This window comes from Stenotrophomonas sp., assembly GCF_032099025.1.
Taxonomy (GTDB): Bacteria; Pseudomonadota; Gammaproteobacteria; order Xanthomonadales; family Xanthomonadaceae; genus Stenotrophomonas.
This window is the reverse complement of the sequence record NZ_DAMCID010000036.1, coordinates 4,280-26,922: the sequence shown is the minus strand read 5'-3', so window position 1 is coordinate 26,922 and position 22,643 is coordinate 4,280. Positions and strand designations below refer to the sequence as shown.

Sequence of the window (22,643 nt, the reverse complement as noted above, 5' to 3'; positions counted from 1 at the left end):
CCGAAGGGAGTGCGGGGGCCAGATACACCAAGGCCGCCATGATGGCGGCCCGGTGCGAAGGCGTTGGAGGGCGCGGTCAGACCCGCTTGAACACCAGCGTGCCGTTGGTGCCGCCGAAGCCGAAGCCGTTCGACATCACCACATCCACCTTGGCGTCGCGTGCGGTGTTGGGCACGTAATCCAGGTCGCAGCCCTCGCCCGCTTCATGCAGGTTGATGGTGGGCGGAATGATGTTGTCCTGCAGGGCCAGCACCGAGAAGATGGCTTCCACGCCGCCGGCCGCGCCCAGCAGGTGGCCGGTCATGGACTTGGTGGAGCTGACCATCATCTTCTTGGCGTGGTCGCCGAAGGCGGTCTTCATGGCCATGGTTTCGCCCAGGTCGCCCAGCGGCGTGGAGGTGCCGTGCGCGTTGAGGTAACCGACCTGGTCCGGAGTGACGCCGGCGTCCTTGAGGGCCATCGCCATGCAGCGCGCGGCGCCTTCGCCGTTCTCGCTCGGCGCGGTCATGTGGTACGCATCGGAGCTGGCGCCGAAGCCGGCCAGCTCAGCGTAGATGCGCGCGCCACGCGCCTTGGCGTGTTCGTACTCTTCCAGGATGAGGATGCCGGCACCGTCGCCCAGCACGAAGCCGTCGCGATCCTTGTCCCACGGGCGCGAGGCCTCGGTGGGCGCGTCGTTGCGGGTGCTCATGGCCTTCATGGCGCAGAAGCCGCCCAGCGCGGTCGGCGAGGAGCCGCGTTCGGCACCGCCCACCACCATCACGTCCGCATCGCCGTACTGGATCATGCGCATGGCGGTGCCGATCGAGTGGTTCGAGGTCGCGCACGCCGAGACCGCCGAGAACGACGGACCCTTCAGGCCGGTGATGATGCTCAGCTGGCCCGGGAGCATGTTGATGATGGTCTTGGGCACGTAGAAGGGCGAGATCTTCTTGCCCTCGTGGAACTCGATGGTCTGCTCTTCGATACCGAGCAGGCCGCCGATGCCCGCGCCGACGATGGCGCCGATACGCTCGGCATTGGCGTCGGTGATCTCCAGGCCCGAATCATTCAGGGCCATGAAAGAGGCACCGAGGCCGTAATGGATGAAGGGGTCCATCTTCTTGGCATCCTTGCCACTGACCCGGAACTTGCCGAACTGTTCGTTGTCGGCGGTGATGTCGAATTCCTTGACCTCACCTGCAATCTTGGTGGTGAAACGGTCCAGGTAGGATTGCGAAACGTTGGTCAGCGGACCGATGCCGGAACGGCCTTCGGTGATGCCCTTCCAACTGGTGGCCATATCATTGCCCAACGGCGAGACCATGCCCATGCCGGTAACGACGACGCGACGCTTCATTGCAGATTCTCCTGACCCGGGTGTTGCGGGTATGACGCGGTGTAACGCTCAAATGCACAGGGCCGCAAGCGCGGCCCCATGGGTTTGCTGCACGCGGTAGCGGCGTTGGCCACGACCGCGCGCAAGCCGCCTGACATCAAGCCTTGACGTGGGCGTTGATGTAGTCGATTGCAGCCTGGACGGTGCTGATCTTCTCGGCTTCTTCGTCCGGGATCTCGCACTCGAACTCTTCTTCCAGCGCCATCACCAGTTCAACGGTGTCCAGCGAGTCAGCGCCCAGGTCATCGACGAACGATGCGCTGTTGGTGACTTCTTCTTCCTTGACGCCAAGCTGTTCGACGACGATTTTCTTGACGCGTGCTTCGATGGTGCTCATTGGATATCGCTCCAGATGGAGTAGTGGTTCAAAGTGACGCCATCCGATGATGGATGACCGTGGGATAGTGTAGTGGAAACCGGTGGCGCCTTGCATCGCTGCGAAACGCCTTTTAGATCAACCACTTGCGGCGCAATCCATGCACCACATGCTTACGGCATGTACATGCCGCCGTTCACATGGAGGGTTTCGCCGGTGATGTAGCTGGCCGAGGGACCGGCCAGGAACGCCACCGCATTGGCGATGTCGGCCGGTTCGCCCAGGCGTTCCAGGGCGATGGACTTGACCAGACCGGTGCGCTGCTCTTCGGGCAGGGCCTTGGTCATGTCGGTGTCGATGAAGCCCGGCGCCACCACGTTCACCGTGATGCCGCGCGAGCCGATTTCCTTGGCCAGCGACTTGGAGAAGGCAATGATGCCGGCCTTGGCCGCGGCGTAATTGGCCTGGCCGGCATTGCCGGTCACGCCGATCACCGAGGCGATGTTGATGATGCGGCCCTTGCGCGCCTTCATCATGCCGCGGATGACGGCCTTGGAGGTGCGGAACACGCTGGTCAGGTTGGTGTCGAGGATGGCCTGCCAGTCCTCTTCCTTCATGCGCAGCAGCAGGTTGTCGCGGGTGATGCCGGCGTTGTTGACCAGGATGGTGATGGCACCGAATTCCTTGGCAATACCGTCGAGCACCGCCTCGAGCGCGGCCGGGTCGGTCACGTTCAGCGCGCGGCCGTGGCCGCCGGACGCGGCCAGGCGCTCGCCGATGGCGGCAGCACCGGATTCGGTGGTGGCGGTGCCGATGACGGTCGCGCCCTGCGCGGCCAGTGCGTCGGCGATCGCGGCACCGATGCCACGGCTGGCGCCGGTCACCAGTGCGATTTCACCCTGAAGGGGCTTGCTCATGTTCTGTTTCCTCGAACGGGACCACTCCGCCGCACCGGCCCGGGGGCTGGCGCGTCACGGACGCGATCGGAAGGTGTCAGGCAGCCCAGGTTTCGCGGGCGTCCTCGAAATCTGCGGGCGTGGACAGTGTGCGCGCTTCCAGCGACTTGTCGATGCGCTTGATCAATCCGGTGAGCACCTTGCCGGGGCCGCATTCGGCCACGCGGGTCACGCCGCGCGCGGCCAGCGCCTGCACGCAGCCGGTCCACTGGACGGGCTGGTACAACTGCTGGACCAGGGCCTGGCGGATGGCATCCACGCCATCGTGGACGCGGGCGTCGACGTTCTGCACCACCGGCAGCGTGGGCACGCGCCAGTCCAGGCCGGCCATGGTTTCGGCCAGGCGGTTGGCGGCTTCGCGCATGAGCGGGGTGTGCGAGGGCACGCTGACGGCCAGCTTCACGGCCTTGCGCACGCCCTTTTCGGCCAGCAGGGCCAGGGCACGGTCGACGGCGGCGGCGTCGCCACCGATGACGATCTGGCCGGGCGAGTTGTAGTTGGCCGGCACCACGACCTGGCTGCCGGCAGCCTGCTCGCAGACCTCCAGCACCAGGGCGTCTTCGGCGCCGAGCACGGCGGCCATGGCCCCCACGCCGGCCGGCGCGGCGTCCTGCATGAGCTGGCCACGCAGCCGCACCAGGTGGGCACCGTCACGCAGGGTCAGGGCGCCGGCGGCGACCAGGGCGCTGTACTCGCCCAGGCTGTGGCCCGCCAGCACGGCCGGCTTGGCACCGCCCAGGGCGTTCCACACGCGCCACACGCCAATGCTGGCGGCCAGCAGGGCCGGCTGGGTGTATTCGGTGCGGTTGAGCATCTCTTCCGGACCGCCCTGCGAGAGGGCCCACAGGTCCACCCCGGCGCCATCGGACGCCTCGGTGAACGCTTCACGCACCTGCGGGTGCAGCTCGGCCAGTTCGGCCAGCATGCCCAGCGACTGCGAGCCCTGGCCGGGGAACACGAAAGCGAGATTGGGGTCGGTCACGCGGAGTTCCGCCTGCAAAAAACGAACGGCGAATGATAAAGGGGAAAACGGCCCTTCGTCTGTACTGACGCGTATTGAGACGCGGGTACGGCCGCCGTACACGTGGGGTAGAGCCGACTGTCAGTCGGCTCCCCTTTCAGACAAACAACTGCAGAATGTCCAGGTCGCCATCGGTAAAGAAATCGAAGCAGATGGCGGCCAGCATCAACATGCCCAAGGTCGTTGCCCCGTGCACGATCACGATGGCGTGCGCCAGCGCGCGCGCCGAACGGCCCATCTTCATGCCGTACCGCGCCAGCCGCTGCAAGCGGCCCGACACCGCATGCGCGTGCGCCAGCACCGGTGCCTCCGCGCCGTCCATCGCCGCTGCCATCAGCGCCTGCAGCTGCGCCGGGCGGTGCTCGTAATACCTGGCCACGCCGTAACCGAACATCAGCCAGTCGCGGGCCTGCGCCTGCGCCAGGTCCATCACTTCCAGCGGGTCTTCCTCGAAATCGATGAAGCCAATGTTCTGCCCGTCCCAGGTGAGGTTGCGCGGCAACGGCTGGCCGAAATAGGCGCCCTTGGCGTGCGCCACCGCGATGGCCTGCATCGCCGCCGCGACCAGCACGTCGCGCCCCGCATCGTCGGCTTGGCGCAGGCAGGTGTTGAACGAGGTGCCGTTGTCACCCAGCACCAGCGACGCGTGGCCGCTGCCGATCACATGCGGCACGTTCACGCCTTGCGCCTGCAGTTCCGCGAGCCGGCGCGCTTCGGTTTCGCGCGCCGCATCACCGCCCCGGTGCGGCGGCGGGCGCAGCGCATCGAGCTGGAAGCGGTTTGCAATGAACTTGAGCAGGCCCAGCGCAACCGCGCGGCTGCCCTCGCCGTACTGCTTCAGCCAGGCGCGCTGGCCCTCGATGACGATGGGTTCGACCATGACACACCTCCAGAATGCAAAACGGCCCCATCGGGGGCCGTTTCGTATGAACCGATTAACGTATTAATAACGCAGCAGCGCCGAACCCCAGGTGAAGCCGCCACCGAATGCTTCGAGCAGCAGCAGTTGGCCGCGCTCGACACGACCGGAGCGGACCGCCACGTCCAGCGCCATCGGCACCGAGGCCGAGGAGGTGTTGCCGTGCTTGTCCACCGTCACCACCACCTGGTCCATGGACATGTCCAGGCGCTTGGCAGTGGCTTCGATGATGCGCAGGTTGGCCTGGTGCGGAATCAGCCAGTCCAGGTCGGCCTTGGTCAGGCCATTGGCATCCAGGGTTTCGTCCACGACCGAGTCCAGCGCCTTGACGGCGTACTTGAACACGTCGTTGCCCTTCATCAGGATCGCGCCGCGGGCCTGCTCGCCCTCGCCGAAGCCGGCCGAGACGCCCACCGGGTTCCACAGCAGTTCTTTCTTGCTGCCGTCCGAATGCAGGTGGGTGCTGAGGATGCCGGTGTCTTCGTCGGCCTTGAGCACGACCGCGCCTGCGCCATCGCCGAACAGCACGCAGGTGGTGCGCTCGGTCCAGTCGACGATGCGGGTCAGGGTTTCCGCACCGATGACCAGCACATGGCGGGCGTCACCGGAGCGGATGAATTTGTCGGCCACGCCCAGCGCGAACACGAAACCCGAACAGGCCGCGTTGACGTCGAAGGCAGGGCAGCCGGTCGCACCGAGCTTGGCTTGGATCAGGCACGCGGTGGACGGGAAGATCAGATCGGGGGTCGTGGTACCCACCACGATCATGTCGAGCTGGGAAGCGTCGATACCGGCCGCTTCCAGCGCACGTACCGCGGCGTGGTAGCCGAGGTCACTGGTGGTTTCCGTGTCGGCGGCAATGTGCCGCTCACGAATACCGGTGCGCGTCTGGATCCACTCATCGCTGGTGTCGACCATTTTCTCCAGATCCTGGTTGGTCAACACTTTTTCGGGCAAATAACTACCAGTGCCCGCGATCCTCGAGTAGATCCGCTTGCTCATTACATATCCTGTAGCACGGCCATCAACACTGACAGCCGGGAAGAAAGGGGTAAAGGCCGCTGCCCGACCGGGCAGCGGCCTTCACAAATCAATCTTCTTCGACGGCCGAGTTCGACTTGGTCGCGATCACCTTCTTGCCGCGGTAGAAACCGTCAGCGGTGATGTGGTGACGCAGATGCACTTCGCCGGTGGTCGGGTCGGTGGACAGCTGCTTGGCGCTCAGGGCGTCATGCGAACGGCGCTGGCCGCGGCGGGACGGGGTAACACGGGATTTCTGCACAGCCATGGGATTGCTCCAAACTCGGTTCGATTTGCTTCGTCGTATCGTCGCGCAGGACGCCAGCGCCCAGCACATACTTCGCTTTCGCCGCAGCCGCCGACGACAATCCGGCTGCTATTGTTTCTTCAGCGCCGCCAATGCCGCAAACGGATTGGCCTTGCTCTGTTCTTCTTCGGTCGGTGCCCAGTCCCGGTCCACCGCCTCGCCCTCGGGCGACAGCGGTACCACGGGCACGGCCAGGACCAGTTCGTCCTCAACCAGCTCCAGCGGTCGCAGGTTGCCGTCTTCCGGCACCAGCCACGGTTCGTACTCTTCCGGCAGCGAGGACTCTTCGTCTTCGTTGCGGATCAGGCCGAGCCGCTGCTTCACCGACACCGGCAGCAGGAATCGCTGCAGGCTGCGCTGACAGATCAGCGGCAGCGCGGTATCGATGGTCAGTTCCACATAGGATACCCGCAGGATGTCGTCGTGTCCGAATTCCAGCGCATAGGTGCACTGGCCCTCGGTATCGGCAACAAGCCCTTGCAGGCGGGTCATTTCTGCCAGTTTCACCTGACCGTCGAAGCACCTTCGTGCTGCGACCATCCGCCAGGCATCCAGCAATTCGGGCACGTTCGCGGACATAAGCCGCTGAATGTTAAGGACCACTTTGACCGTTGTCAATTCCCCCCGCATGACCAGCGGTCGTGCGCTACCCGAAGCAGGGCCGCCGGCACGGTGCGGTAAAGTGCGCCCCACCCTTTTCGACCCCGGTATTGTCGCATGACTGCCCTGCTGCTGGCCTCCACCTCCCGCTACCGCCGTGAACTGCTGGAACGCCTGGGCCTGCCGCTGGAGACCGCACGGCCCGAGGTGGACGAGACCCCCGCCCCCGGCGAGGCCCCGCGTGCGCTGGCCGTGCGCCTGGCGGCGGCCAAGGCGGCCGAGGTGGCTGCCCGCCACCCGGGGCGCTGGGTGATCGGGTCGGACCAGGTCGCGGACCTGAACGGGGCCCCGCTGGGCAAGCCCGGCGACGTGGCCGGTGCGCACGCGCAGCTGGCGGCGATGTCCGGCCAGACGGTGGCCTTCCATACGGCGGTGTGCCTGCGCCGCGATGACGAGATCCTGGACGCCTGCGACCTCACCCAGGTGCGGTTCCGCCGGCTGGAGGCGGAGGAGATCGCGCGCTACGTCGCCACCGAGCAGCCGCTGGACTGCGCCGGCAGCTTCAAGTGCGAGGGGCTGGGCATCACGCTCTTCGAGGCGATCGACAATCGCGACCCCACGGCGCTGATCGGCCTGCCGCTCATCGCACTCAGCGCGCTGCTGCGCCAGGCCGGCTACCGCCTGCCCTGAGCGTCAGCGCTCGGGCACCACCAGCGGCTGTTCCTGCCAGGTTTCCACGCTGCCGTCGTTGCCGTGCAGGACCAGGCCCAGCCAGTGCCGCCCCGGCGCCAGCCCGCGCGTGTCCACCTTGGCGTCGAAGCCCACGTTGGGATGCTGCGGGTCGTTGGATATCTTCCAGAAGCCAGTGACGTCGTAGGGACGGCCGTACACCGCCGTGGTCGCGGGGCGCCCGTCCAGCAGCACGTCCACGCGCGACAGCCCCACCCCATCCTTGAACGCCCAGCCACGTATTTCCACGCTGTCGCCGACCACCGCATCGGACTGTGGCGTGTCGAACCACGCCATGGCCGGCGTGACGCAGGGCCCCTCAGCGCGCGCCGCCGGCAGGCGGAACAAAAGGAACCGCTGGAAACCATGGTCCTGGCTGACCACGCGCGGCGGCGGCAACGGCCCCACCTGCGCGCAGACGTCGTGGTACTGCTCAAGCAGGTCGCGGTAACGCTGGTCACTGGGTGAGAGCACCAGCAGCATCGGCGCATCGCGCTGGCCCTCGTGCAGCAGCCCCCACAGGCCCAGCTGCGCGGTGCGGCCGTGTTTGTCGTTGAGCGGGTGGCGCAGGACGTCGATGCGTGGATCGTCCAGCTGGAAGCCGAGCTCGGCGCCTACCTTGAAGTTGCCCGCCAGCACGCGGGTGCCGGGCGGCATGGCGGCCAGCTCGTCACGCACGGCGTGGGCCAGCGGCGCCCAGCCGGCGAAGTTGCGGGGGTAGTACTTGTAGCCGGCCAACTGCTCGCGCAGCGACGGCGTGGATGCCATCAGGTAATAGCCGAACGCCAGCGCCAGGCCGGTGCCGGCCAGCCACCACCCGGTACGGCGCAGCCAGCGCGGCCAGCCGTTGAGCACCACCGGCACCGCCACCAGCAGGGCCAGGTAGCCCGGCAGCGGCCAGTGGAAGCTGATGCGCTCCACATCGGTGAAGAAGCCCAGCGCGAAGATCGCCAGCGTGGAGACCGCGCCCACCAGGCCGAAGTAGCGCCACTGTGCGCGCGCGCCGCCACCGGAACGGGTGCCGGCCAAGGCCACCTTCCACATCGCGATGCACAGAATGGGCGTGACCAGCATCGGCTGGATCACCAGGAACCACAGGCCGCTCCACTGGAAGGCCCACGGATGGCGGTCGACCACCTGGAACTTCAGGCCGGCGTCCTGGTTGTCGGCGTTCCACGCCAGCAGCGGCAGCCAGGCCATCACACCGACCGCAAGCGCCACCCACACGCGCGGATCACGCAGCGTGCGACGACCCTGCGGCAGCAACAGCAGCACGATGAAGCCCACCACGATCACGCCGATGAAACGGTAGTGGCTGAGCGCACCGATCATCAGGCCCAGCGCCAGCTTCACCGCCGCCGCCGCGTCCACCGTGCGCAGCAGGCGTGCGCCGGCATCCAGGCACAGCACCGCGGCCAGCGCCATCGGCACGTCCGGTACGGCGAGCATGCCCAGCGTGGCCGACAGCGGCATCAACAGGGTGAGGCTGCCGGCCTGCCAACCCGCCACGGCGCCGAACCAGCGGGTGGCGGTGCGCGAGACCAGCCAGGGCAGCAGCGCGCCGATGGCCAGGAACGGAAGCCGCAGTGCCAGCACGTGCTGGCCGCCCATCTCCACGCCCAATCGCGCCAGCCAGGCGGTCAGGCCGGGAAGATCCGAATAGGCCGCCGCGAGGTGCTGACCTTCCTGCCAGTAGAACGCTTCGTCCACGAACAAGGGCAGACGCGCGGCCACCACGAGCTTGACGGCCGTGATCAGCGTCCACAACACCAGAAAAATTGTGCGTGCGCGTTGTTCGCCCTGCATTGCTCTATAGAATCGAAGGAATCAACGACACGAGACGGACATGGAATCTTCGCCCCGCGTGCCCGCCATGCTAACCGATGTACTGCGACAAGCCCTGCGCGATGCCCAGGACCAGGTCAACGGACTGGTGCTTGGCAAGGCCCATGAAGTGAGACTGGCCTTCGTTGCCCTGTTGTCCGGTGGCCACCTGCTGATCGAGGATCTGCCGGGCCTGGGCAAGACCACGCTGGCACATGCCTTGGCATCCAGCTTCGGGCTGGGCTTCCAGCGTGTGCAGTTCACCTCGGACCTGCTGCCTGCAGATGTGCTCGGCGTCTCGGTTTACGAGGCGAGCAGCCGCCAGTTCCAGTTCCATCCCGGCCCGGTCTTTACCCACGTGCTGCTGGCCGATGAGATCAACCGCGCGCCGCCGCGTACGCAGAGCGCCCTGCTCGAGGCGATGGCCGAACAGCAGGTCACCCTGGATGGCGTGACCCATCCGCTGCCCGATCCGTTCTTCGTCATCGCCACGCAGAACCCGGTGGACCTGTCGGGCACGTTCCCGTTGCCCGATTCGCAGCTGGACCGCTTCCTGCTGCGGCTGGCACTGGGCTACCCCAATCCCGAATCCGAACGCGAGCTGCTGCGCGGCACCGATCGCCGCCACCTGATCGCGCGCGCGACGGCCTGCCTCAGCGACGACCAGGTGCGCACGCTGCGCGATGCAGTGGGCCAGGTGCATGCCAGTGAAGCGCTGATCCAGTACGTGCAGTCGCTGCTGGCCCGCAGCCGCCAGCACACCGGCGTGCGCGTGGGGTTGTCGCCGCGAGCGGGGCTGGCGTTGCTGCGTGCGGCCAAGGCGCATGCGCTGCTGCTGGGCCGCGGCCACGTGGTGCCGGAAGACGTGCAGACGCTGTTCGTGGCCGTGGCGGGGCACCGCCTGGTACCCGAGGCAGAGGCCAGCAACGGGCCCGCACTGGCCCGCGCGATCCTCCAGACCGTACCGGTGGATTGAGATGCGCAGCGGCTGGGGAGACCGCTTGAAGCATGCGATGTTGCCGGCCAGCGGCCGGCATTACACACGCCCGCGCCGCCCGGAGGGACTGCCACGCCGGCTGGAGCGGCGCCGCATCTACGTGCTGCCGACCCGCTTCGGCCTGTTCGTGACACTGCTGCTGCTGGTCATGCTGCTGGGCGCGCTGAACTACAACAACAACCCGGCCTTGCTGCTGGCACTGCTGCTGACCACCGTGGCGATTGCCAGCACGTTCAGTGCGCACCTGCAGTTGTCCGGCCTGCAGGTGGATTCGGTGTCGGCCGACCCGGTGGTAGCCGGTGCTCCGATGCGGCTGCGGGTGAGTCTGTCGCGCGCCGATGCGCGGCCGCGTCGTGGGTTGCAGTTGGCGCTCGGCGATGCGGTGGCGTTCGGCCACCTGGTGGACGCCGACCAGGTTGAAGTCGACCTTGCGCTGCCCACCCATCAACGTGGCTGGCTGGATCTGGATCGCATCCGCATCTCCACCACGCAGCCGCTGGGACTGGTGCGCGCGTGGTCGTGGGTGTGGCCGGATACGCCGCTGCTGGTCTACGCCACGCCCGAAGCCCACGCACCGGCATTGCCCGAGGGCGGTGGCGACCCGCTGCACACGCGCGTGCATGCCAGCGGCGACGAACTGCACCAGCTGCGCCCGTACCGCGCGGGCGACCCGCCGCGCAGCATTGCCTGGAAACACTCGGCGCGCCGCGACAGCCTGCTGGTGCGCGAATACGAGAAACCGGTGGGCGTGGACGTCCTGCTGGACTGGCGGCAGCTTGCCCCGCTCCCGGGGGAGGCGCGCATCGCACGCCTGGCACGCTGGGTCGATCTGGCCGAACGCGAGGGGCGCCGCTACACGCTGCAGTTGCCGGGCAACCCGGTGCTCGGGCCCAGCCAAGGCGACAGCCATCACCACCTTTGCCAACGCGCCCTGGCGCTGATGCCGCATGGCTGACCTTCCCGCTTCCCTGCTTACGCCTGCCGCCCGCCGCTGGACGCTGGCCAGCGGCGCGCTGGCGCTGATCCCATTGCTGCTGCAGTTGCCACCGCTGCTGGCCAGCGTGTTCGCGCTGGTGGCGGTGGTGACGGCCCTGCTCTCCGGCCAGCGCGTCCTGCCCGGCCCCATTCGCCTGCTGCTGGTGATGGGCATGCTGGCCGCGGTGTACTGGCAACTGGGTGCACGCCCGGGCCGCGACACTGGCTGTGCGCTGCTGGCGGCGATGCTGGCGATCAAACCCAGCGAGCTGCGCAGCCTGCGCGATGCACGCAGCCTGCTGGGCTTTGCGCTGTTCGCGCCGTTCTCGGCCTTCCTGCTCGACCAGGGGCCGCTGACCATGGGGTTGGCCGTGGCGGCGGCGCTGGCCACCCTGCTGACCCTGCAACAGCTGGCGCGCGCCGAAGGACAGGCGCCCAACGCCGCCTTGGGCGGACAGCTGCGCGGGGTGGGCAAGCTGGTGGCACTGGGCCTGCCGCTGGCCCTGGCGGCGTTCTGGCTGTTCCCGCGCCTCAGCGAACCGCTCTGGGGCCTGCCCGAACGTGCCGTGGGCAAACCGGGCCTGTCCGACCACATGGAGCCGGCCGAGTGGCTTGACCTGATGGCCGACGATGCCCCCGCGCTGCGCGTCACCTTCTTCGGCACGCCACCCGCACCCGAGCAGCGCTACTGGCGCGGCCCGGTAATGACCCGCTTCGATGGGCGCCGCTGGGACCAGGACCCCTATGCCGACCAGCGCGCGCCCGCCACCGTGACCCGCGCGGCCACGCGCTGGGATTACCAGATCGACTACGAGCCTACCGACCGCCGCCAGCTGGTGGCGCTGGACCTGCCGCTGCAGGCACCGGAAGGCAGCACGCTGGATGGCAACTACAGCCTGCACAGCGTGCGCAGCCTGTCCGCCCTCACCCGCTGGCGCCTGCAGTCGGCCCCTGCAGCGGCGTACACCCAACCGCTTGGCACCTTCCAGCGCCGTGCGACGCTGGAGCTGCCGCCCGACCTCAATCCGCGCACGCTGGCGCTGGGCCTGCAGTGGCGGCAGGAGGCGGGCAGCAACGATGCCGCGATCGTTGCGCGCGCACTGGATTGGATCCGCTCGCGCTTTGCCTACACGCTGTCCACGCCGGCACCGGGCCGGCACAGCGTGGACGAGTTCCTGTTCGACCAGCAGGCCGGTTTCTGCCAGCACTTCAGCTCGTCGTTCGTGGTGCTGATGCGCAGCGCCGGCATTCCCGCACGGGTGGTGACCGGCTTTGCCGGCGGCCAGCGCAATCCCTATGGCAACTACTACGTGGTACGCCGCATGGACGCGCATGCCTGGGCCGAGGTATGGCTGCCGCAGCGCGGCTGGGTCCGGGTGGACCCGACGGCGGCGGTGGCTCCCGAGCGCATCTACGACACACTGGAAGACCGGCTGGGCACCGACGGCGGCACCACGCTGGAAGGCCGCTGGCTGCAGCTGGGCCAGGTGGGCGATTTCCTGCGCCGCGGCTGGAACGACCTGGTGCTGTCCTTCGACGCCAACCGCCAGCAGCAGCTGCTGCGCCCGCTGGGCATCGACACACTGGAACCGGCCCAGCTGATCGGCATTTTCACTACCTTCGCAGCCGCGGCGCTAGGGTGGATGGCATGGCTGCTGGCCCGGGGCGAACGCGAGCGCGATCCGTTGCTGCGGGCCTGGCACCGGCTGGGGCGGCGTTACGCGCGGCATGGCCTGGCACGGGGACCGTCGGAGACCGCCACGGACTGGGCGCAGCGTGTCCACCGTGAGCAACCCGACCCGCCGCTGATTTCGCTCAGCAACCGTTTCGTTCAGGCGCGCTACGCTGGCGCTGAGCTCGACCCTTCACTCGTGCGCGACCTGCACAGGCATCGCCCGTCCACCGGAGCAACCTCATGAACGTCAAGATTCTGCTTCCCCTCGCTGCGTCACTGGCGCTGGCGGCCTGTGCCACGGCCCCCAAGCCGCTGCAGGGGCAGTTCAGCGTGGTCAATCCACGCGACTCGGTTGCCAGCCAGCAGGTGGGCACGCCGGTCCGTTGGGGCGGTCGCATCATCGAAACCGTGCCGGGCCAGGGCCAGACCTGCTTCCAGCTGCTGTCGCGCCCGCTCAACGGCAGCGGCCGCCCGTCCACCACCTCGTCGGACGCCAGCGATGGGCGCTTCATTGCCTGCCGCGCCGGCTTCTACGACCCGGCGGTGTTCGAGGAAGGCCGCGACGTGACCTTCATCGGCAAGATTGCCGGGTATGAGAACACCCGCATCGGCGAATACGACTACCGCCTGCCCAAGCTGGAGGCGGACGTGGTCTACCTGTGGCCGGAACAGCGCCAGGTAGACGTGGTCCCGATGTACCCCTACGGGCCGTGGGGTCCGGGTTGGGGTCCGGGCTGGGGCTACCGTGGTTGGGGCTGGTGGTAATTGCCTGAACGAAAAACGCCGCCCCTCGGGGCGGCGTTTTTTTGTGGGCCCACCCAACAGCGTCCCCGGTCAGGCGCTGGGGACGCCGAAATGCCCCAGCGGTGCGCCGGCCAGCAGGTGCAGATGGATGTGGAACACGGTCTGCCCGGCATGTTCGCGGCAGTTCATGACGATGCGGTACCCGTCCTGGGCGAAGCCTTCGCGGCGCGCGTAGTCGGCTGCGGCCAACGCCAGCTTGCCGATCAGGTGGGCCTGCGAAGGCTGCACGTCATCCAGGGTGGGGATGGCCTCGTTCTTCGGAATGAACAACACGTGCACCGGGGCCTGCGGTGCGATGTCCTTGAAGCCCAGCACCTCGTCGTCTTCATGGACGATGGTGGCGGGAATCTCGCGGCGGATGATTTTTCCGAACAGCGTGTCTTGGCTCATGAATCACCTTGGATGTGTGTCGGTAGCAGCGGACGTTGTCAGGTCGCTTCGGTACGGGTGCCGAACGCGTGCGACAGCGTGCCGCGATCCACGTACTCCAGCTCGCCCCCCAGCGGCAGGCCCTGGGCCAGGCGGCTGGGTCGCACGGTGTGGGCACGCGCCAGTTGCGCCAGGTAATGTGCGGTGGCCTCGCCCTCGACGGTGGCACTGGTGGCGATGATCAGCTCCTGCACCTCGCCCTGCTTCAGGCGTGCCTCGAGCTGGTCCAGGCCCAGCTCGCGCGGGCCGACACCGTCCAACGGCGACAACCGTCCCTGCAGCACGAAGTACACACCGCGGAAGCCCGTGGCGGTTTCAATGGCCAGCCGGTCGGCAGGCGATTCCACCGCACACAGCTGCTGCCGTTCGCGGCTGCCGTTGGCGCAGACCGCGCAGATCTCGCTCTCGCTGAAATCGCGGCACTGCGCGCAATGGCCAATGCGTTCAATCGCCTTGGCCAGCACCTCCGCCAGCTTCTTCCCGCCCTCGCGCTCGCGCTCAAGCACGTGGTAGGCCATGCGCTGGGCCGTTTTCTGGCCCACGCCCGGCAGCACGCGGAAGGCCTCGATCAACTGCTCGAGCAGGGGCAGGCTCACGCTTAGAACGGCATTTTCATGCCGGGCGGGAGCTGCATGCCGGCAGTGGCCGAACCCATGCGGTTCTTCGACTCGGCGTCGATCTTGTTGGAGGCATCGTTGAAGGCAGCCGCCACCAGGTCTTCGGTCATTTCCGCATCGGACAGGATCGACGGATCGATACGCACCTTGCGGCACTCCTTGGCACCGGTCAGGGTCACGCTGACCATGCCGCCGCCGGCGCTGCCGGTGACTTCCAGCTTGGCAAGTTCTTCCTGGGCCTTCTGCAGGTTTTCCTGCATCTTCTGGGCCTGCTGCATCAATTGGGCGATGTTGCCGCGCATGTCTGGTTACTCATCAAAAGGACGGATGGAATCGGTCACGACCCGCGCGCCATGCTGCTGGATGAGCAGCTGCACCGACGGGTCGGCCATGAAGGCGGCTTCGGCCGCCTGCTGTCGTTCGCCACGCTGACGGTCGGCACGCTGGTGCAGCGTTTCGGCCTCGGCGTTGCCGTGCTGGTCGATCACGATCTGCGGGGTCATCCCGAGCGGGCCGGACAGCGCCTCGCTCAAGGCCGCCAGCGAACGGTCCGAACACAGGTACTCAAATCCGGGCGATACCGCCAGTTTCAAGACGCCGTGCTGGAATCCGATGAACGCGGCATGCGCGGCCAGCTGCCGCGACGGGCCATTCAAGTGGCTCTGGGTGACCAGTTCCAGCCAGGTTTCGGCCGACTCCAGGTTCACCGGACCGCCCGTCACGGCGGCGGACGGCGGGGCGATGGCGATGCCCTGCGGGCGCGGCGTCGGTGCCGGAACAGCCGCCGGAGCCGGAGCAGCCGGCCGTGCCGGCGGGGCTTCCCACGGGGCCGCCATGGCCGCGTCGGGACCGGCCATTTCCACGGCAAGCGCCTCGTCGCGGTCGTCGGCGCCGGCCGGGTGCCACGGCGGCGGATCGTCTTCGGCAGCCGGTTCGGCCACGGGCGCGGGTGTCGGTTTCGGCGCGGCAGCCGGGGGGACCGGTGCCACGGGGGCCGCGACCGGCGCGGCTACGGCGGCCACGGGGACGGCACCTGCTACCGGGGTGGCAACGGCAGCCGGCGCGGCGGCCATGCCCCCCTGCTCGGCGCCCCGCGCACCGGTGCCCACGTCGGTGCCGGTGCCCGGGTCACGCGGCACGGGCGGCACGGCGGCGGCCGGGCGGAAGGCGAGCATGCGCAGCACGGCCATTTCAAACCCGGCGCGCGGGCTGGGGGCGAGGTGCAGGTCGCGGCGGCCACTGAGCGCCATCTGGTACCAGAGCTGCACCACTTCCGGGCGCAGCCGCTGGGCGAAGGCGGCGGCATCGATGCCCTCGCCGTCGGCCTGGGCGCCCGGCACCAGCTGCTGCACCTGGATGCGGTGCAGCGCTTCGGCCAGCGCTTCGAGCACGCCACTCCAATCGGGCGAAAACTCCGCCAACGCGGCCACGACCTGCAGCAGGCGCACGCCATCGCCGTCGGCCAGCGCCTCCAGCATGGCCGCCACCTGGGTCCGGTCGACGGTGCCCAGCATGGTGCGCACCACGTCCTCACGCAGCGCGCCGCCGGCATAGGCGATCGCCTGGTCGAGCAGCGACAGGCCGTCGCGCAGGCTGCCATCGGCGGCCTTGGCAAGCTGGACGATCGCGGTCGGATCGGACTCGATTTCCTCGGCGGCCAGGATGCGGGTCATCTGGCCCTGGATCTGGTCCTCGTCCAGGCGCTTGAGGTTGAACTGCAGGCAGCGCGACAGCACCGTGACCGGCAGCTTCTGCGGGTCGGTGGTGGCGAGCAGGAACTTCACGTGTTCCGGCGGTTCTTCCAGCGTCTTCAGCAGCGCATTGAACGCCGCCTTGGACAGCATGTGCACTTCGTCGATCAGGTAGACCTTGTACTTGCCGCGCGAGGGCATGTACTGGGCGTTCTCGATCACCTCACGGACATCGTCCACGCCGGTATTGGACGCGGCATCGATTTCCAGCAGGTCGATATAACGCCCGGAATCGATGTCCAGGCAGGACGGGCACTGACCGCACGGGTCGGCGCTGGTGCCCTGTTCGCAGTTGAGCGACTTGGCGAAAATGCGCGCGATGGTGGTCTTGCCGACCCCTCGCGTGCCGGTAAACAGGAATGCGTGGTGCACCCGGCCGCTGTCCAGCGCATTGCTGAGCGCGCGGACCACGTGTTCCTGGCCCACCAACTCGGCAAAACGCTTCGGACGCCACTTGCGGGCAAGGACGAGATAGGACATCAGGCCACCGTCTTCATCGGAACGTCCATTGTGCCATGCCTGTCCAGCCCCCCTGCCCCCTGATGCATACCGCTTGTGCGATTCCAATTCCCCCGCTAGAATCTGCGCCCCTGCAGCGGGTTATCGCAGCAGGTCCGGAGAGGTGTCCGAGCGGTTGAAGGAGCACGCCTGGAAAGTGTGTAAGCGTCTAAACCGCGCTTCGGGGGTTCGAATCCCCCTCTCTCCGCCAGACAAACGCAAAAGGCCGCCCCCAGGGGCGGCCTTTTGCGTTTGCCCGGCGGAGAGAGGGGGACGAGAAGCACCGGACGGGGGTTCGACGGATTCGCCCGGAGCGAATCCGGACAGCCGAATGGCTGGCCCCGGCAGCGCGCTTGCGCGCGGAGGGGCGGCCCCATGGATGGGGGCCGCAATCCCCGGCAATGAAGCGGCCACCTTACCGTCACGTTCAACGCCGTAGAGCCACGCCCTGCGTGGCTGCCCTTCGTTCAGCACCGCGCAGACACGCATGGCGTGCCCCTGCGATCTGGCACCGCGAAGCCACGCATGGCGTCCTGCGCGTTTACGCACTCGATACCTTCATCAACACCAGGCCGCTCACGATCAGCACCGCCGCCGCGATCCGCATCGCGTTGACCTGCTCGCCGAGGAACACGATGCCGATGATGAACGCGCCGACCGCACCGATGCCGGTCCAGATCGTATAGGCCGTGCCCAGCGGCAGGCTGCGCATCGCCAAGGCGAGCAGCCAGAAGCTGCCGATCATGCCGGCGAACGTGATGAGCGAGGGGGTGAGCCTGCTGAAGCCGTCGGACTGCTTCATGGCGAAGGCCCAGACGATTTCGAGTACACCGGCTGCCAGTAGATAGATCCAGGCCATATGGCCTCCTTTGATGGGGCCAGGTCGTCCTGGTCATTGATGCCCGATGCGGGGGAGGCCGTTCCTCCAGATGTGCGGGAATTTTAGCGGGTGGGGGTTGGCGTGGGGTGAACCAGGTCGTTGGGGATACGGGGTGTTCAGGTCTGCCTGGGACACGCATGGCGTGTTGTTACGTGGCGCAAGGGGATCATTGCGCGGCTGGCGCTGCCCGCGCCGGTTGGGATAGAATGCATGGCTGCACTGCAGGACACGTTCCTGCCTGCAACCCGTCTCTATGGTGGCCCCGTCGGCCCCTCGCGACGCTAGGTCGAAAATCCCGCCAGGGCCGGAAGGCAGCAACGGTATCGATCGACGCGGGCGCCGAGGTCAGCCGGCGGGGCCGCCACCTTTTTGGGCGGTGCAAACGCAGCCGCCTACAAAACAAGCAGCCGTCTAACAGACGGCTCTACCAGACGGCTCTACCCCGCCGCGTAGCCACCCGCCTCCGCGGCGCAGCCACGCAGGGCGCGGCTCTACGGGGGGGTTACCTTCGGGGCCGTCGGGTCCGACAGAACGACGCACTCGCCCGGCATCGCCACGCGGTGGCCGCGAAGGCGCAGGGCCTCGCCATCGGCTTCGCTGGCGTAGTGATAAAGCATCATCCGCGCCTGCAGTTCAGCGCTGTACTCGCGCTCAAGATCGTCCACACCGGTATGCGACGGGTTGCCGTGCAGGCCGCAGTCGTGCGCGATCAACTCGTTGTCCGCCGCATGCCGCGCCAGCATTTCCGGAATCGGGCGGGTGTCGCCGCTCCACACCAGCGCGCCCTGCAGGCGCAGGCCGTAAGCGGTTTCGGGCCAGTGGTGGCGCACCGGGAAGACCTCCAGGCGCACCCCGTCGTGCCAGAAGGCATCGCCGACGACGATCAGCTGGAAGGCGTCCCAGAAGTTGGCCCCGCCCTCGGCCAGCACGTTCGGGTAGTCGGCCACGCGCCGGTGCAGCAGCGGCACCACGGTGGCCGGCACGTACAAGCGGATGCGACCGCGGCGCTGCGGCGAGAAATAGGCGTCCACGAACAGCCGCTCGAAGCCGGCCACGTGATCGAGGTGCACATGGGTGACGAACACCGCATCGGGCATGCACCCGTACTGGGCCTGGAAGGCGGTAAGCCCTTCCCCGCCGCAGTCGATGGTCAGCCAGGGCTGGCCGGCGCGCTCGATCACCGCCATCGGCGAACCGAGCTGCACGGCCGACGCATTGCCGACCCCCATGAAACGCAGCGCCCAGTCCATCAGTAGCCCCGGTTCCAGGCCAGGTCATAGGCCCGACGCAGGCGCGCGTAATCCTTTTCCACGTCATCGTGGCTGCGCTCGCCGCGCAGTTTGACCAGCGAGCGGTGCAGGCGCTTGAGGTTGCGCTCGCGCCAGCCGGTGGCCGGAATGCGCTGCACGCCACGGTCGAAGTCGATCAACCAGCCGTGGCCGTTGGCATCGAACAGGATGTTGTGGGCATTGAGGTCGGCGTGGTCCAGGCCCGCGCGGTGGAAACGCGCGATCAACCGCCCGGTTTCCTCCCAGGGCGCCCCACGGCCGGCCACCAGCGCGCGATCGGCCAGCGAACGCACGCCTTCCAGGCGTTCCATCAGGATCGCGGCGCGGTAGCGCATGCCGTCGCGCAGGTAGAACGCGGCGATCGGGCGCGGCACCGGCAGCTTGAGCGCGCGCAGGGCGCGCATCAGGCGGAATTCGGCGAAGCTGCGGGTGCGGTTGGCCCCGCGCCACAGGTACTGGTCATGGCTGAGTTTGGCCGCCATGCCGCCGCGCAGGTACTGGCGCAGCACGCATTGACCGAACGGCGCATCGACGAACCAGGCGCCGCCGCGGCCGCCGTCGCCCACCGGCCGCGCCCGCTCGCCCCAGTGCGCCGGCGAGAACAGGCTCATCTCGGCTTGCCGCAGCCGTTCGCGGTCGAACAGAATGGCACCCATGCCGCGTCCATCACGGCAAGGCGTCAGCGCTTCAGTGGCGTCGAATGCGACCATTCCTTCGAGTCTAACAACACCATGGCATCAACGTCCTCTTCCTTGTGTCTTTTGCGTTTGTCGGCGCTGGGCGACGTGACCCACGTGGTGCCCCTGGTACGCACGCTGCAGCAGGCACGGCCGGGCACGCCACTGCACTGGGTCATCGACAAGGCCGGGCACAAGCTGCTCGATGGCCTGCCGGGGGTGGTGTTCCATGCGTACGACAAGAAGACCGGGCTGGCCGGCATGCGTGCGCTGCGCGCCGAGCTGCCGCCCGGCCGTTTCGAGGCCCTGCTGCAGATGCAGGTAGCCTTCCGCGCGAATGTGCTGTCGGCCTTCGTGCCGGCGCGCCGCCGGATTGGCTATGACAAGGCCCGCTCGAAGGACCTTCACGGTCTTTTTATCAACGAACGCATTCCCGACCGCCCCGGCATCCACGTGCTGGATGCGATCGGCAGCTTCTGCGAGCCGCTGGGCCTCCGCCAGACCGAGGTGAGCTGGGACCTGGCAACACCGCCGGCGGCGGTGGAATGGGCGCAGGCGCAGTGGCAGGACGATGGCCGGCCGGTGCTGATGATTTCCCCCTGCTCCAGCCACGTACGCCGCAACTGGTATGCCGACCGCTATGCCGCGGTGGCCAACCACGCCGCAGCGCGCGGCTGGCGGGTGGTGCTGTGCGGCGGGCGCAGCGAGCTGGAGCGCGGCATGTCCGATGCGATCCAGGCACAGCTGGAGGTACCGGCGCTGGACCTGGTGGGCAAGGACACCCTCAAGCAGCTGCCCGCCCTGCTGGCCCGCGCGGCGCTGGTGATGACGCCGGACTCGGGCCCGATGCACATCGCCAACGCGGTGGGCGCCAAGGTGCTGGGGCTGCATGCGGCGAGCAATCCACACCGCAGCGGCCCGTACTCGGACCGCGGCTACTGCGTGGACCGCTATGACGATGCCGCGCGCAGGTTCCTGGGCAAGCCGGCGAGCGAACTGAAGTGGGGCACCAAGATCGAGTTCGACGACGTGATGCAACTGATCACGGTGGACGACGGGATTGCCGCGTTCGAGCGGTACGTGACCGATCACCGCCCCGCCTGACCCTTTCTTGACGGTAGTGCCGACTGTTGGTCGGCAGCGGCCGTTGGTGGAGCAGCCGACCAACAGTCGGCTCTACCCAGTCGGCGCGGCTGGGCACCTCCGTGACGCTCAGCCGCGGCCGGCGTAGTCCTTGTACGACTTCTCTTCGACGTAGGCCGAGCCGAGCGCCAGGTTGATGTCCTTCTTGATGCGTGCGCGCTCGTCGTTCTGCAGGTAGACGCTGCGGGCCAGTTCCACGAAGTGGTCGTCGAAGGCCTGGGCCTTGTCCTGCAGGCGGATGTTGTCTTCGATGTCCCACAGCCGCTCGTTGACGGCCTTGAGTTCGGCACGCAGCCGCGCGATGTCCTTGACCCCGGCCGGGTGCGCCATCCAGGTCTTTTCCAGCGCACTCAGCTCGGCGCGGATGTTGGCCAGCTTGGCCGCGTCGCTGATGCGCTCTGACTTGATCTGCAGGATGGAGATCTTGTCGAGCAGTTCGCCGAAGGACACGGGAACGAGGATTTCTGCGGTCATGGGGGGCATTCCGTCTTGGATAAGGCCAGTTTAGCGAATAGGCACCTGCGGCGTATCCGGTAGAGCCACGCCCTGCGTGGCTGAGGAATTCCGGGGAACAACAGCCACGCAGGGCGTGGCTCTGCCGGCGAAGGGATTCCGCAGCGACCGCGCAACGCGCCGTTGCAATCCCCCCTCGACGTCGGAGACGCAAAAAAGGCCACCCAATGGGCAGCCTTTTTTGCGTATCTGGCGGAGAGGGGGGGATTCGAACCCCCGAGGCGCTATAAACGCCTGCCTGATTTCGAGTCAGGTACATTCAACCGCTCTGCCACCTCTCCAGATGGTCCCCGGCGAACCGGGGAGCGAATAATACGGTCAGGAGGCGCAGACGGCAAGCCATTCTCCGGCTTTCGATGAATTTCTTCTGTATCGATGCCTTGCCGGATGTCCGCAGGGCCGCGATCATGCCGTTATCCCTCAGCACTACACTCCCCGGCCCGCGCCCGCCATGATCGAATTCGGACACCTCACCCACCCTGGCCTGCGCCGTGACCTCAATGAGGACACCTACTACGGGGACGGCGAGCTGGCACTGTGGCTGGTGGCCGACGGCATGGGCGGCCACGCCTGCGGCGAAGTCGCCAGCGCGTTGGCGCGCGAGACGATCGTGCGCGAGATCCGCCAGGGCGCCTCGCTGGCCCACGCGATCCGGGTGGCCGACGAGGAAATCATCCGCACCTCGCGGCGCCGCAACGACAGCCTGCCGATGGGCACCACGGTGGTGGCCGCGCGCGTACAGGGCAACCGCTATGAAGTGGCCTGGGTCGGCGACAGCCGTGCTTACCTGTGGCGCGACGGCACGCTCGCCCAGCTCAGCCAGGACCACAGCGTGGTGCAGGAAATGGTGGCGCAGGGCAACCTGACCGCCGAACAGGCGCGCGCGCACCCGCACCGCAACGTGGTGACCCAGGCACTGGGCGTGACCGATCCGGCGCATCTGAACGTGGCCACCACCACCGGCGAGCTGCGCCCGGGCATGCAGCTGCTGCTGTGCAGCGATGGCCTGACCGAAGAGGTCGAAGACAGCGGCATCGCCCGCACCCTGGCCTACGACGACGCCAGCGCGCAGGAATGCGTGGATACCCTGGTGGCCGCGGCCCTCGACGGCGGCGGCTCGGACAACATCACCGTCATCCTGGTGCGCTGCCACTAGGCACGCCATCGGTAACCCTCTGGAGAAGAGCCCCCTTCTTGTTGAAGGGGGCGCGCCAACGGCGCGGGGTCAAGGTGGAATGCGTGGGCAACGGGTGCCGCAGGCGCCGGTTGCCAACATCACCGTCATCCTGGTGCGCTGCCACTAGGCACGCCATCGGTAACCCTCT

24 protein-coding genes, 2 tRNA genes and 1 other RNA gene are annotated in these 22,643 nt (G+C 67.7%); 9 read left to right on the top strand and 18 right to left on the bottom strand.

Features of this window, described 5'->3' with window-relative positions; translation table 11 throughout:
• Positions 1 to 76 precede the first annotated feature (76 nt).
• The 8 genes from fabF to RT456_RS17905 all read right to left on the bottom strand — a co-directional run bounded on the left by fabF (position 77) and on the right by RT456_RS17905 (position 6,496).
• Positions 77 to 1,339, bottom strand: a complete 1,263-nt coding sequence (gene fabF / locus RT456_RS17940; protein WP_313348587.1) for a beta-ketoacyl-ACP synthase II — start codon at positions 1,337 to 1,339, stop codon at positions 77 to 79.
• Positions 1,340 to 1,475: 136 nt separating this feature from the next.
• A complete protein-coding gene (gene acpP, locus RT456_RS17935) occupies positions 1,476 to 1,715 on the bottom strand; it encodes an acyl carrier protein (protein ID WP_313348585.1) in 240 nt (79 codons plus the stop codon).
• 152 nt (positions 1,716 to 1,867) lie between these two features.
• The gene (gene fabG, locus RT456_RS17930; protein ID WP_313348584.1) at positions 1,868 to 2,611 is read right to left on the bottom strand and encodes a 3-oxoacyl-ACP reductase FabG; all 744 of its coding nucleotides are present in this window, start codon (positions 2,609 to 2,611) and stop codon (positions 1,868 to 1,870) included.
• Positions 2,612 to 2,687: 76 nt separating this feature from the next.
• Positions 2,688 to 3,632, bottom strand: a complete 945-nt coding sequence (fabD, locus tag RT456_RS17925) for an ACP S-malonyltransferase (protein ID WP_313348583.1) — start codon at positions 3,630 to 3,632, stop codon at positions 2,688 to 2,690.
• A 136-nt stretch (positions 3,633 to 3,768) separates the two neighbouring features.
• Positions 3,769 to 4,551: a serine/threonine protein phosphatase gene (locus tag RT456_RS17920; RefSeq protein ID WP_313348582.1), complete on the bottom strand. Its 783-nt coding sequence runs from the start codon at positions 4,549 to 4,551 to the stop codon at positions 3,769 to 3,771.
• Between the two features lie 63 nt (positions 4,552 to 4,614).
• Complete coding sequence (locus tag RT456_RS17915; RefSeq protein WP_313348581.1) at positions 4,615 to 5,592, bottom strand: beta-ketoacyl-ACP synthase III; 978 nt, start codon at positions 5,590 to 5,592, stop codon at positions 4,615 to 4,617.
• An 88-nt stretch (positions 5,593 to 5,680) separates the two neighbouring features.
• The gene (gene rpmF / locus RT456_RS17910; RefSeq protein WP_070207941.1) at positions 5,681 to 5,878 is read right to left on the bottom strand and encodes a 50S ribosomal protein L32; all 198 of its coding nucleotides are present in this window, start codon (positions 5,876 to 5,878) and stop codon (positions 5,681 to 5,683) included.
• A gap of 108 nt (positions 5,879 to 5,986) precedes the next feature.
• Positions 5,987 to 6,496, bottom strand: a complete 510-nt coding sequence (locus RT456_RS17905) for a YceD family protein (protein ID WP_313348603.1) — start codon at positions 6,494 to 6,496, stop codon at positions 5,987 to 5,989.
• Positions 6,497 to 6,634: 138 nt separating this feature from the next.
• Between RT456_RS17905 and RT456_RS17900 the strand changes: the two genes are divergently transcribed.
• Positions 6,635 to 7,207 (top strand): Maf family nucleotide pyrophosphatase, encoded by a 573-nt coding sequence (locus RT456_RS17900; protein WP_313348580.1) that lies wholly within the window; start codon positions 6,635 to 6,637, stop codon positions 7,205 to 7,207.
• Positions 7,208 to 7,210: 3 nt separating this feature from the next.
• Here RT456_RS17900 and RT456_RS17895 read toward each other — a convergent pair whose 3' ends face one another.
• The gene (locus tag RT456_RS17895; RefSeq protein WP_313348579.1) at positions 7,211 to 9,052 is read right to left on the bottom strand and encodes a glycosyltransferase family 39 protein; all 1,842 of its coding nucleotides are present in this window, start codon (positions 9,050 to 9,052) and stop codon (positions 7,211 to 7,213) included.
• A gap of 40 nt (positions 9,053 to 9,092) precedes the next feature.
• Between RT456_RS17895 and RT456_RS17890 the strand changes: the two genes are divergently transcribed.
• Genes RT456_RS17890 through RT456_RS17875 form a run of 4 tightly spaced genes read left to right on the top strand, consistent with a single transcriptional unit; the run spans position 9,093 to position 13,482 of the window.
• Positions 9,093 to 10,046, top strand: coding sequence for a MoxR family ATPase (locus RT456_RS17890; RefSeq protein ID WP_313348578.1), 954 nt, complete (start codon positions 9,093 to 9,095; stop codon positions 10,044 to 10,046).
• A 37-nt stretch (positions 10,047 to 10,083) separates the two neighbouring features.
• Positions 10,084 to 11,022, top strand: coding sequence for a DUF58 domain-containing protein (locus RT456_RS17885; RefSeq protein WP_313348602.1), 939 nt, complete (start codon positions 10,084 to 10,086; stop codon positions 11,020 to 11,022).
• Positions 11,015 to 12,961, top strand: a complete 1,947-nt coding sequence (locus tag RT456_RS17880; RefSeq protein ID WP_313348577.1) for a DUF3488 and transglutaminase-like domain-containing protein — start codon at positions 11,015 to 11,017, stop codon at positions 12,959 to 12,961. The genes RT456_RS17885 and RT456_RS17880 overlap by 8 nt, the downstream gene beginning before the upstream one ends.
• Positions 12,958 to 13,482 (top strand): Slp family lipoprotein, encoded by a 525-nt coding sequence (locus tag RT456_RS17875; protein WP_313348576.1) that lies wholly within the window; start codon positions 12,958 to 12,960, stop codon positions 13,480 to 13,482. Before RT456_RS17880 ends, RT456_RS17875 begins: the two co-directional genes overlap by 4 nt.
• Positions 13,483 to 13,551: 69 nt before the next feature.
• Here the strand turns inward: RT456_RS17875 and RT456_RS17870 are convergent, their stop codons facing one another.
• The 4 genes from RT456_RS17870 to dnaX are packed head-to-tail and all read right to left on the bottom strand — an operon-like array spanning position 13,552 to position 16,798.
• Positions 13,552 to 13,911 (bottom strand): histidine triad nucleotide-binding protein, encoded by a 360-nt coding sequence (locus RT456_RS17870; protein WP_313348574.1) that lies wholly within the window; start codon positions 13,909 to 13,911, stop codon positions 13,552 to 13,554.
• A gap of 38 nt (positions 13,912 to 13,949) precedes the next feature.
• Positions 13,950 to 14,546 carry a recombination mediator RecR gene (gene recR / locus RT456_RS17865; protein WP_313348573.1) on the bottom strand — a complete coding sequence of 199 codons (597 nt, stop codon included), beginning with the start codon at positions 14,544 to 14,546 and terminating at the stop codon, positions 13,950 to 13,952.
• A gap of 2 nt (positions 14,547 to 14,548) precedes the next feature.
• Positions 14,549 to 14,869 carry a YbaB/EbfC family nucleoid-associated protein gene (locus RT456_RS17860; protein WP_313348571.1) on the bottom strand — a complete coding sequence of 107 codons (321 nt, stop codon included), beginning with the start codon at positions 14,867 to 14,869 and terminating at the stop codon, positions 14,549 to 14,551.
• A gap of 6 nt (positions 14,870 to 14,875) precedes the next feature.
• Positions 14,876 to 16,798, bottom strand: coding sequence for a DNA polymerase III subunit gamma/tau (gene dnaX, locus RT456_RS17855; RefSeq protein WP_313348569.1), 1,923 nt, complete (start codon positions 16,796 to 16,798; stop codon positions 14,876 to 14,878).
• A gap of 136 nt (positions 16,799 to 16,934) precedes the next feature.
• Here dnaX and RT456_RS17850 point away from each other — a divergent pair.
• Positions 16,935 to 17,027, top strand: a tRNA-Ser gene (locus RT456_RS17850).
• 330 nt (positions 17,028 to 17,357) lie between these two features.
• Here RT456_RS17850 and RT456_RS17845 read toward each other — a convergent pair.
• Positions 17,358 to 17,675: a multidrug efflux SMR transporter gene (locus RT456_RS17845; RefSeq protein ID WP_313348567.1), complete on the bottom strand. Its 318-nt coding sequence runs from the start codon at positions 17,673 to 17,675 to the stop codon at positions 17,358 to 17,360.
• 283 nt (positions 17,676 to 17,958) lie between these two features.
• Here RT456_RS17845 and ffs point away from each other — a divergent pair.
• Positions 17,959 to 18,055, top strand: an RNA gene (ffs, locus tag RT456_RS17840) — signal recognition particle sRNA small type.
• Positions 18,056 to 18,187: 132 nt separating this feature from the next.
• Here the strand turns inward: ffs and RT456_RS17835 are convergent.
• Both RT456_RS17835 and RT456_RS17830 read right to left on the bottom strand, forming a co-directional pair.
• The gene (locus RT456_RS17835) at positions 18,188 to 18,946 is read right to left on the bottom strand and encodes an MBL fold metallo-hydrolase (protein ID WP_313348566.1); all 759 of its coding nucleotides are present in this window, start codon (positions 18,944 to 18,946) and stop codon (positions 18,188 to 18,190) included.
• Positions 18,946 to 19,695 (bottom strand): 3-deoxy-D-manno-octulosonic acid kinase, encoded by a 750-nt coding sequence (locus RT456_RS17830; protein ID WP_313348564.1) that lies wholly within the window; start codon positions 19,693 to 19,695, stop codon positions 18,946 to 18,948. Before RT456_RS17830 ends, RT456_RS17835 begins: the two co-directional genes overlap by 1 nt.
• A 21-nt stretch (positions 19,696 to 19,716) precedes the next feature.
• Here RT456_RS17830 and RT456_RS17825 point away from each other — a divergent pair, with 21 nt between their 5' ends.
• Positions 19,717 to 20,766 (top strand): glycosyltransferase family 9 protein, encoded by a 1,050-nt coding sequence (locus tag RT456_RS17825; protein WP_313348563.1) that lies wholly within the window; start codon positions 19,717 to 19,719, stop codon positions 20,764 to 20,766.
• 108 nt (positions 20,767 to 20,874) lie between these two features.
• Here RT456_RS17825 and RT456_RS17820 read toward each other — a convergent pair whose 3' ends face one another.
• Positions 20,875 to 21,279, bottom strand: coding sequence for a DUF6165 family protein (locus RT456_RS17820; RefSeq protein ID WP_313348561.1), 405 nt, complete (start codon positions 21,277 to 21,279; stop codon positions 20,875 to 20,877).
• A 229-nt stretch (positions 21,280 to 21,508) separates the two neighbouring features.
• A tRNA-Ser gene (locus RT456_RS17815) sits at positions 21,509 to 21,599 on the bottom strand.
• Between the two features lie 170 nt (positions 21,600 to 21,769).
• On the opposite strand from RT456_RS17815, the gene RT456_RS17810 reads away from it, so the two are divergent.
• Positions 21,770 to 22,474, top strand: a complete 705-nt coding sequence (locus RT456_RS17810) for a protein phosphatase 2C domain-containing protein (protein ID WP_313348559.1) — start codon at positions 21,770 to 21,772, stop codon at positions 22,472 to 22,474.
• Positions 22,475 to 22,643 lie beyond the last annotated feature (169 nt).

Bases quoted from the DNA above. Each gene is read 5' to 3' on its own strand.
- RT456_RS17895 (WP_313348579.1), bottom strand. From the start codon at position 9,052: ATGCAGGGCGAACAACGCGCACGCACAATTTTTCTGGTGTTGTGGACG.
- dnaX (WP_313348569.1), bottom strand. From the start codon at position 16,798: ATGTCCTATCTCGTCCTTGCCCGCAAGTGGCGTCCGAAGCGTTTTGCC.
- RT456_RS17845 (WP_313348567.1), bottom strand. From the start codon at position 17,675: ATGGCCTGGATCTATCTACTGGCAGCCGGTGTACTCGAAATCGTCTGG.
- fabG (WP_313348584.1), bottom strand. From the start codon at position 2,611: ATGAGCAAGCCCCTTCAGGGTGAAATCGCACTGGTGACCGGCGCCAGC.
- RT456_RS17825 (WP_313348563.1), top strand. From the start codon at position 19,717: ATGGCATCAACGTCCTCTTCCTTGTGTCTTTTGCGTTTGTCGGCGCTG.
- RT456_RS17820 (WP_313348561.1), bottom strand. From the start codon at position 21,279: ATGACCGCAGAAATCCTCGTTCCCGTGTCCTTCGGCGAACTGCTCGAC.
- RT456_RS17905 (WP_313348603.1), bottom strand. From the start codon at position 6,496: ATGTCCGCGAACGTGCCCGAATTGCTGGATGCCTGGCGGATGGTCGCA.
- acpP (WP_313348585.1), bottom strand. From the start codon at position 1,715: ATGAGCACCATCGAAGCACGCGTCAAGAAAATCGTCGTCGAACAGCTT.
- RT456_RS17915 (WP_313348581.1), bottom strand. From the start codon at position 5,592: ATGAGCAAGCGGATCTACTCGAGGATCGCGGGCACTGGTAGTTATTTG.
- RT456_RS17835 (WP_313348566.1), bottom strand. From the start codon at position 18,946: ATGGACTGGGCGCTGCGTTTCATGGGGGTCGGCAATGCGTCGGCCGTG.
- RT456_RS17890 (WP_313348578.1), top strand. From the start codon at position 9,093: ATGGAATCTTCGCCCCGCGTGCCCGCCATGCTAACCGATGTACTGCGA.
- RT456_RS17870 (WP_313348574.1), bottom strand. From the start codon at position 13,911: ATGAGCCAAGACACGCTGTTCGGAAAAATCATCCGCCGCGAGATTCCC.
- rpmF (WP_070207941.1), bottom strand. From the start codon at position 5,878: ATGGCTGTGCAGAAATCCCGTGTTACCCCGTCCCGCCGCGGCCAGCGC.
- RT456_RS17875 (WP_313348576.1), top strand. From the start codon at position 12,958: ATGAACGTCAAGATTCTGCTTCCCCTCGCTGCGTCACTGGCGCTGGCG.
- RT456_RS17880 (WP_313348577.1), top strand. From the start codon at position 11,015: ATGGCTGACCTTCCCGCTTCCCTGCTTACGCCTGCCGCCCGCCGCTGG.
- RT456_RS17885 (WP_313348602.1), top strand. From the start codon at position 10,084: ATGTTGCCGGCCAGCGGCCGGCATTACACACGCCCGCGCCGCCCGGAG.
- fabF (WP_313348587.1), bottom strand. From the start codon at position 1,339: ATGAAGCGTCGCGTCGTCGTTACCGGCATGGGCATGGTCTCGCCGTTG.
- RT456_RS17810 (WP_313348559.1), top strand. From the start codon at position 21,770: ATGATCGAATTCGGACACCTCACCCACCCTGGCCTGCGCCGTGACCTC.
- RT456_RS17900 (WP_313348580.1), top strand. From the start codon at position 6,635: ATGACTGCCCTGCTGCTGGCCTCCACCTCCCGCTACCGCCGTGAACTG.
- RT456_RS17920 (WP_313348582.1), bottom strand. From the start codon at position 4,551: ATGGTCGAACCCATCGTCATCGAGGGCCAGCGCGCCTGGCTGAAGCAG.
- RT456_RS17860 (WP_313348571.1), bottom strand. From the start codon at position 14,869: ATGCGCGGCAACATCGCCCAATTGATGCAGCAGGCCCAGAAGATGCAG.
- RT456_RS17830 (WP_313348564.1), bottom strand. From the start codon at position 19,695: ATGGTCGCATTCGACGCCACTGAAGCGCTGACGCCTTGCCGTGATGGA.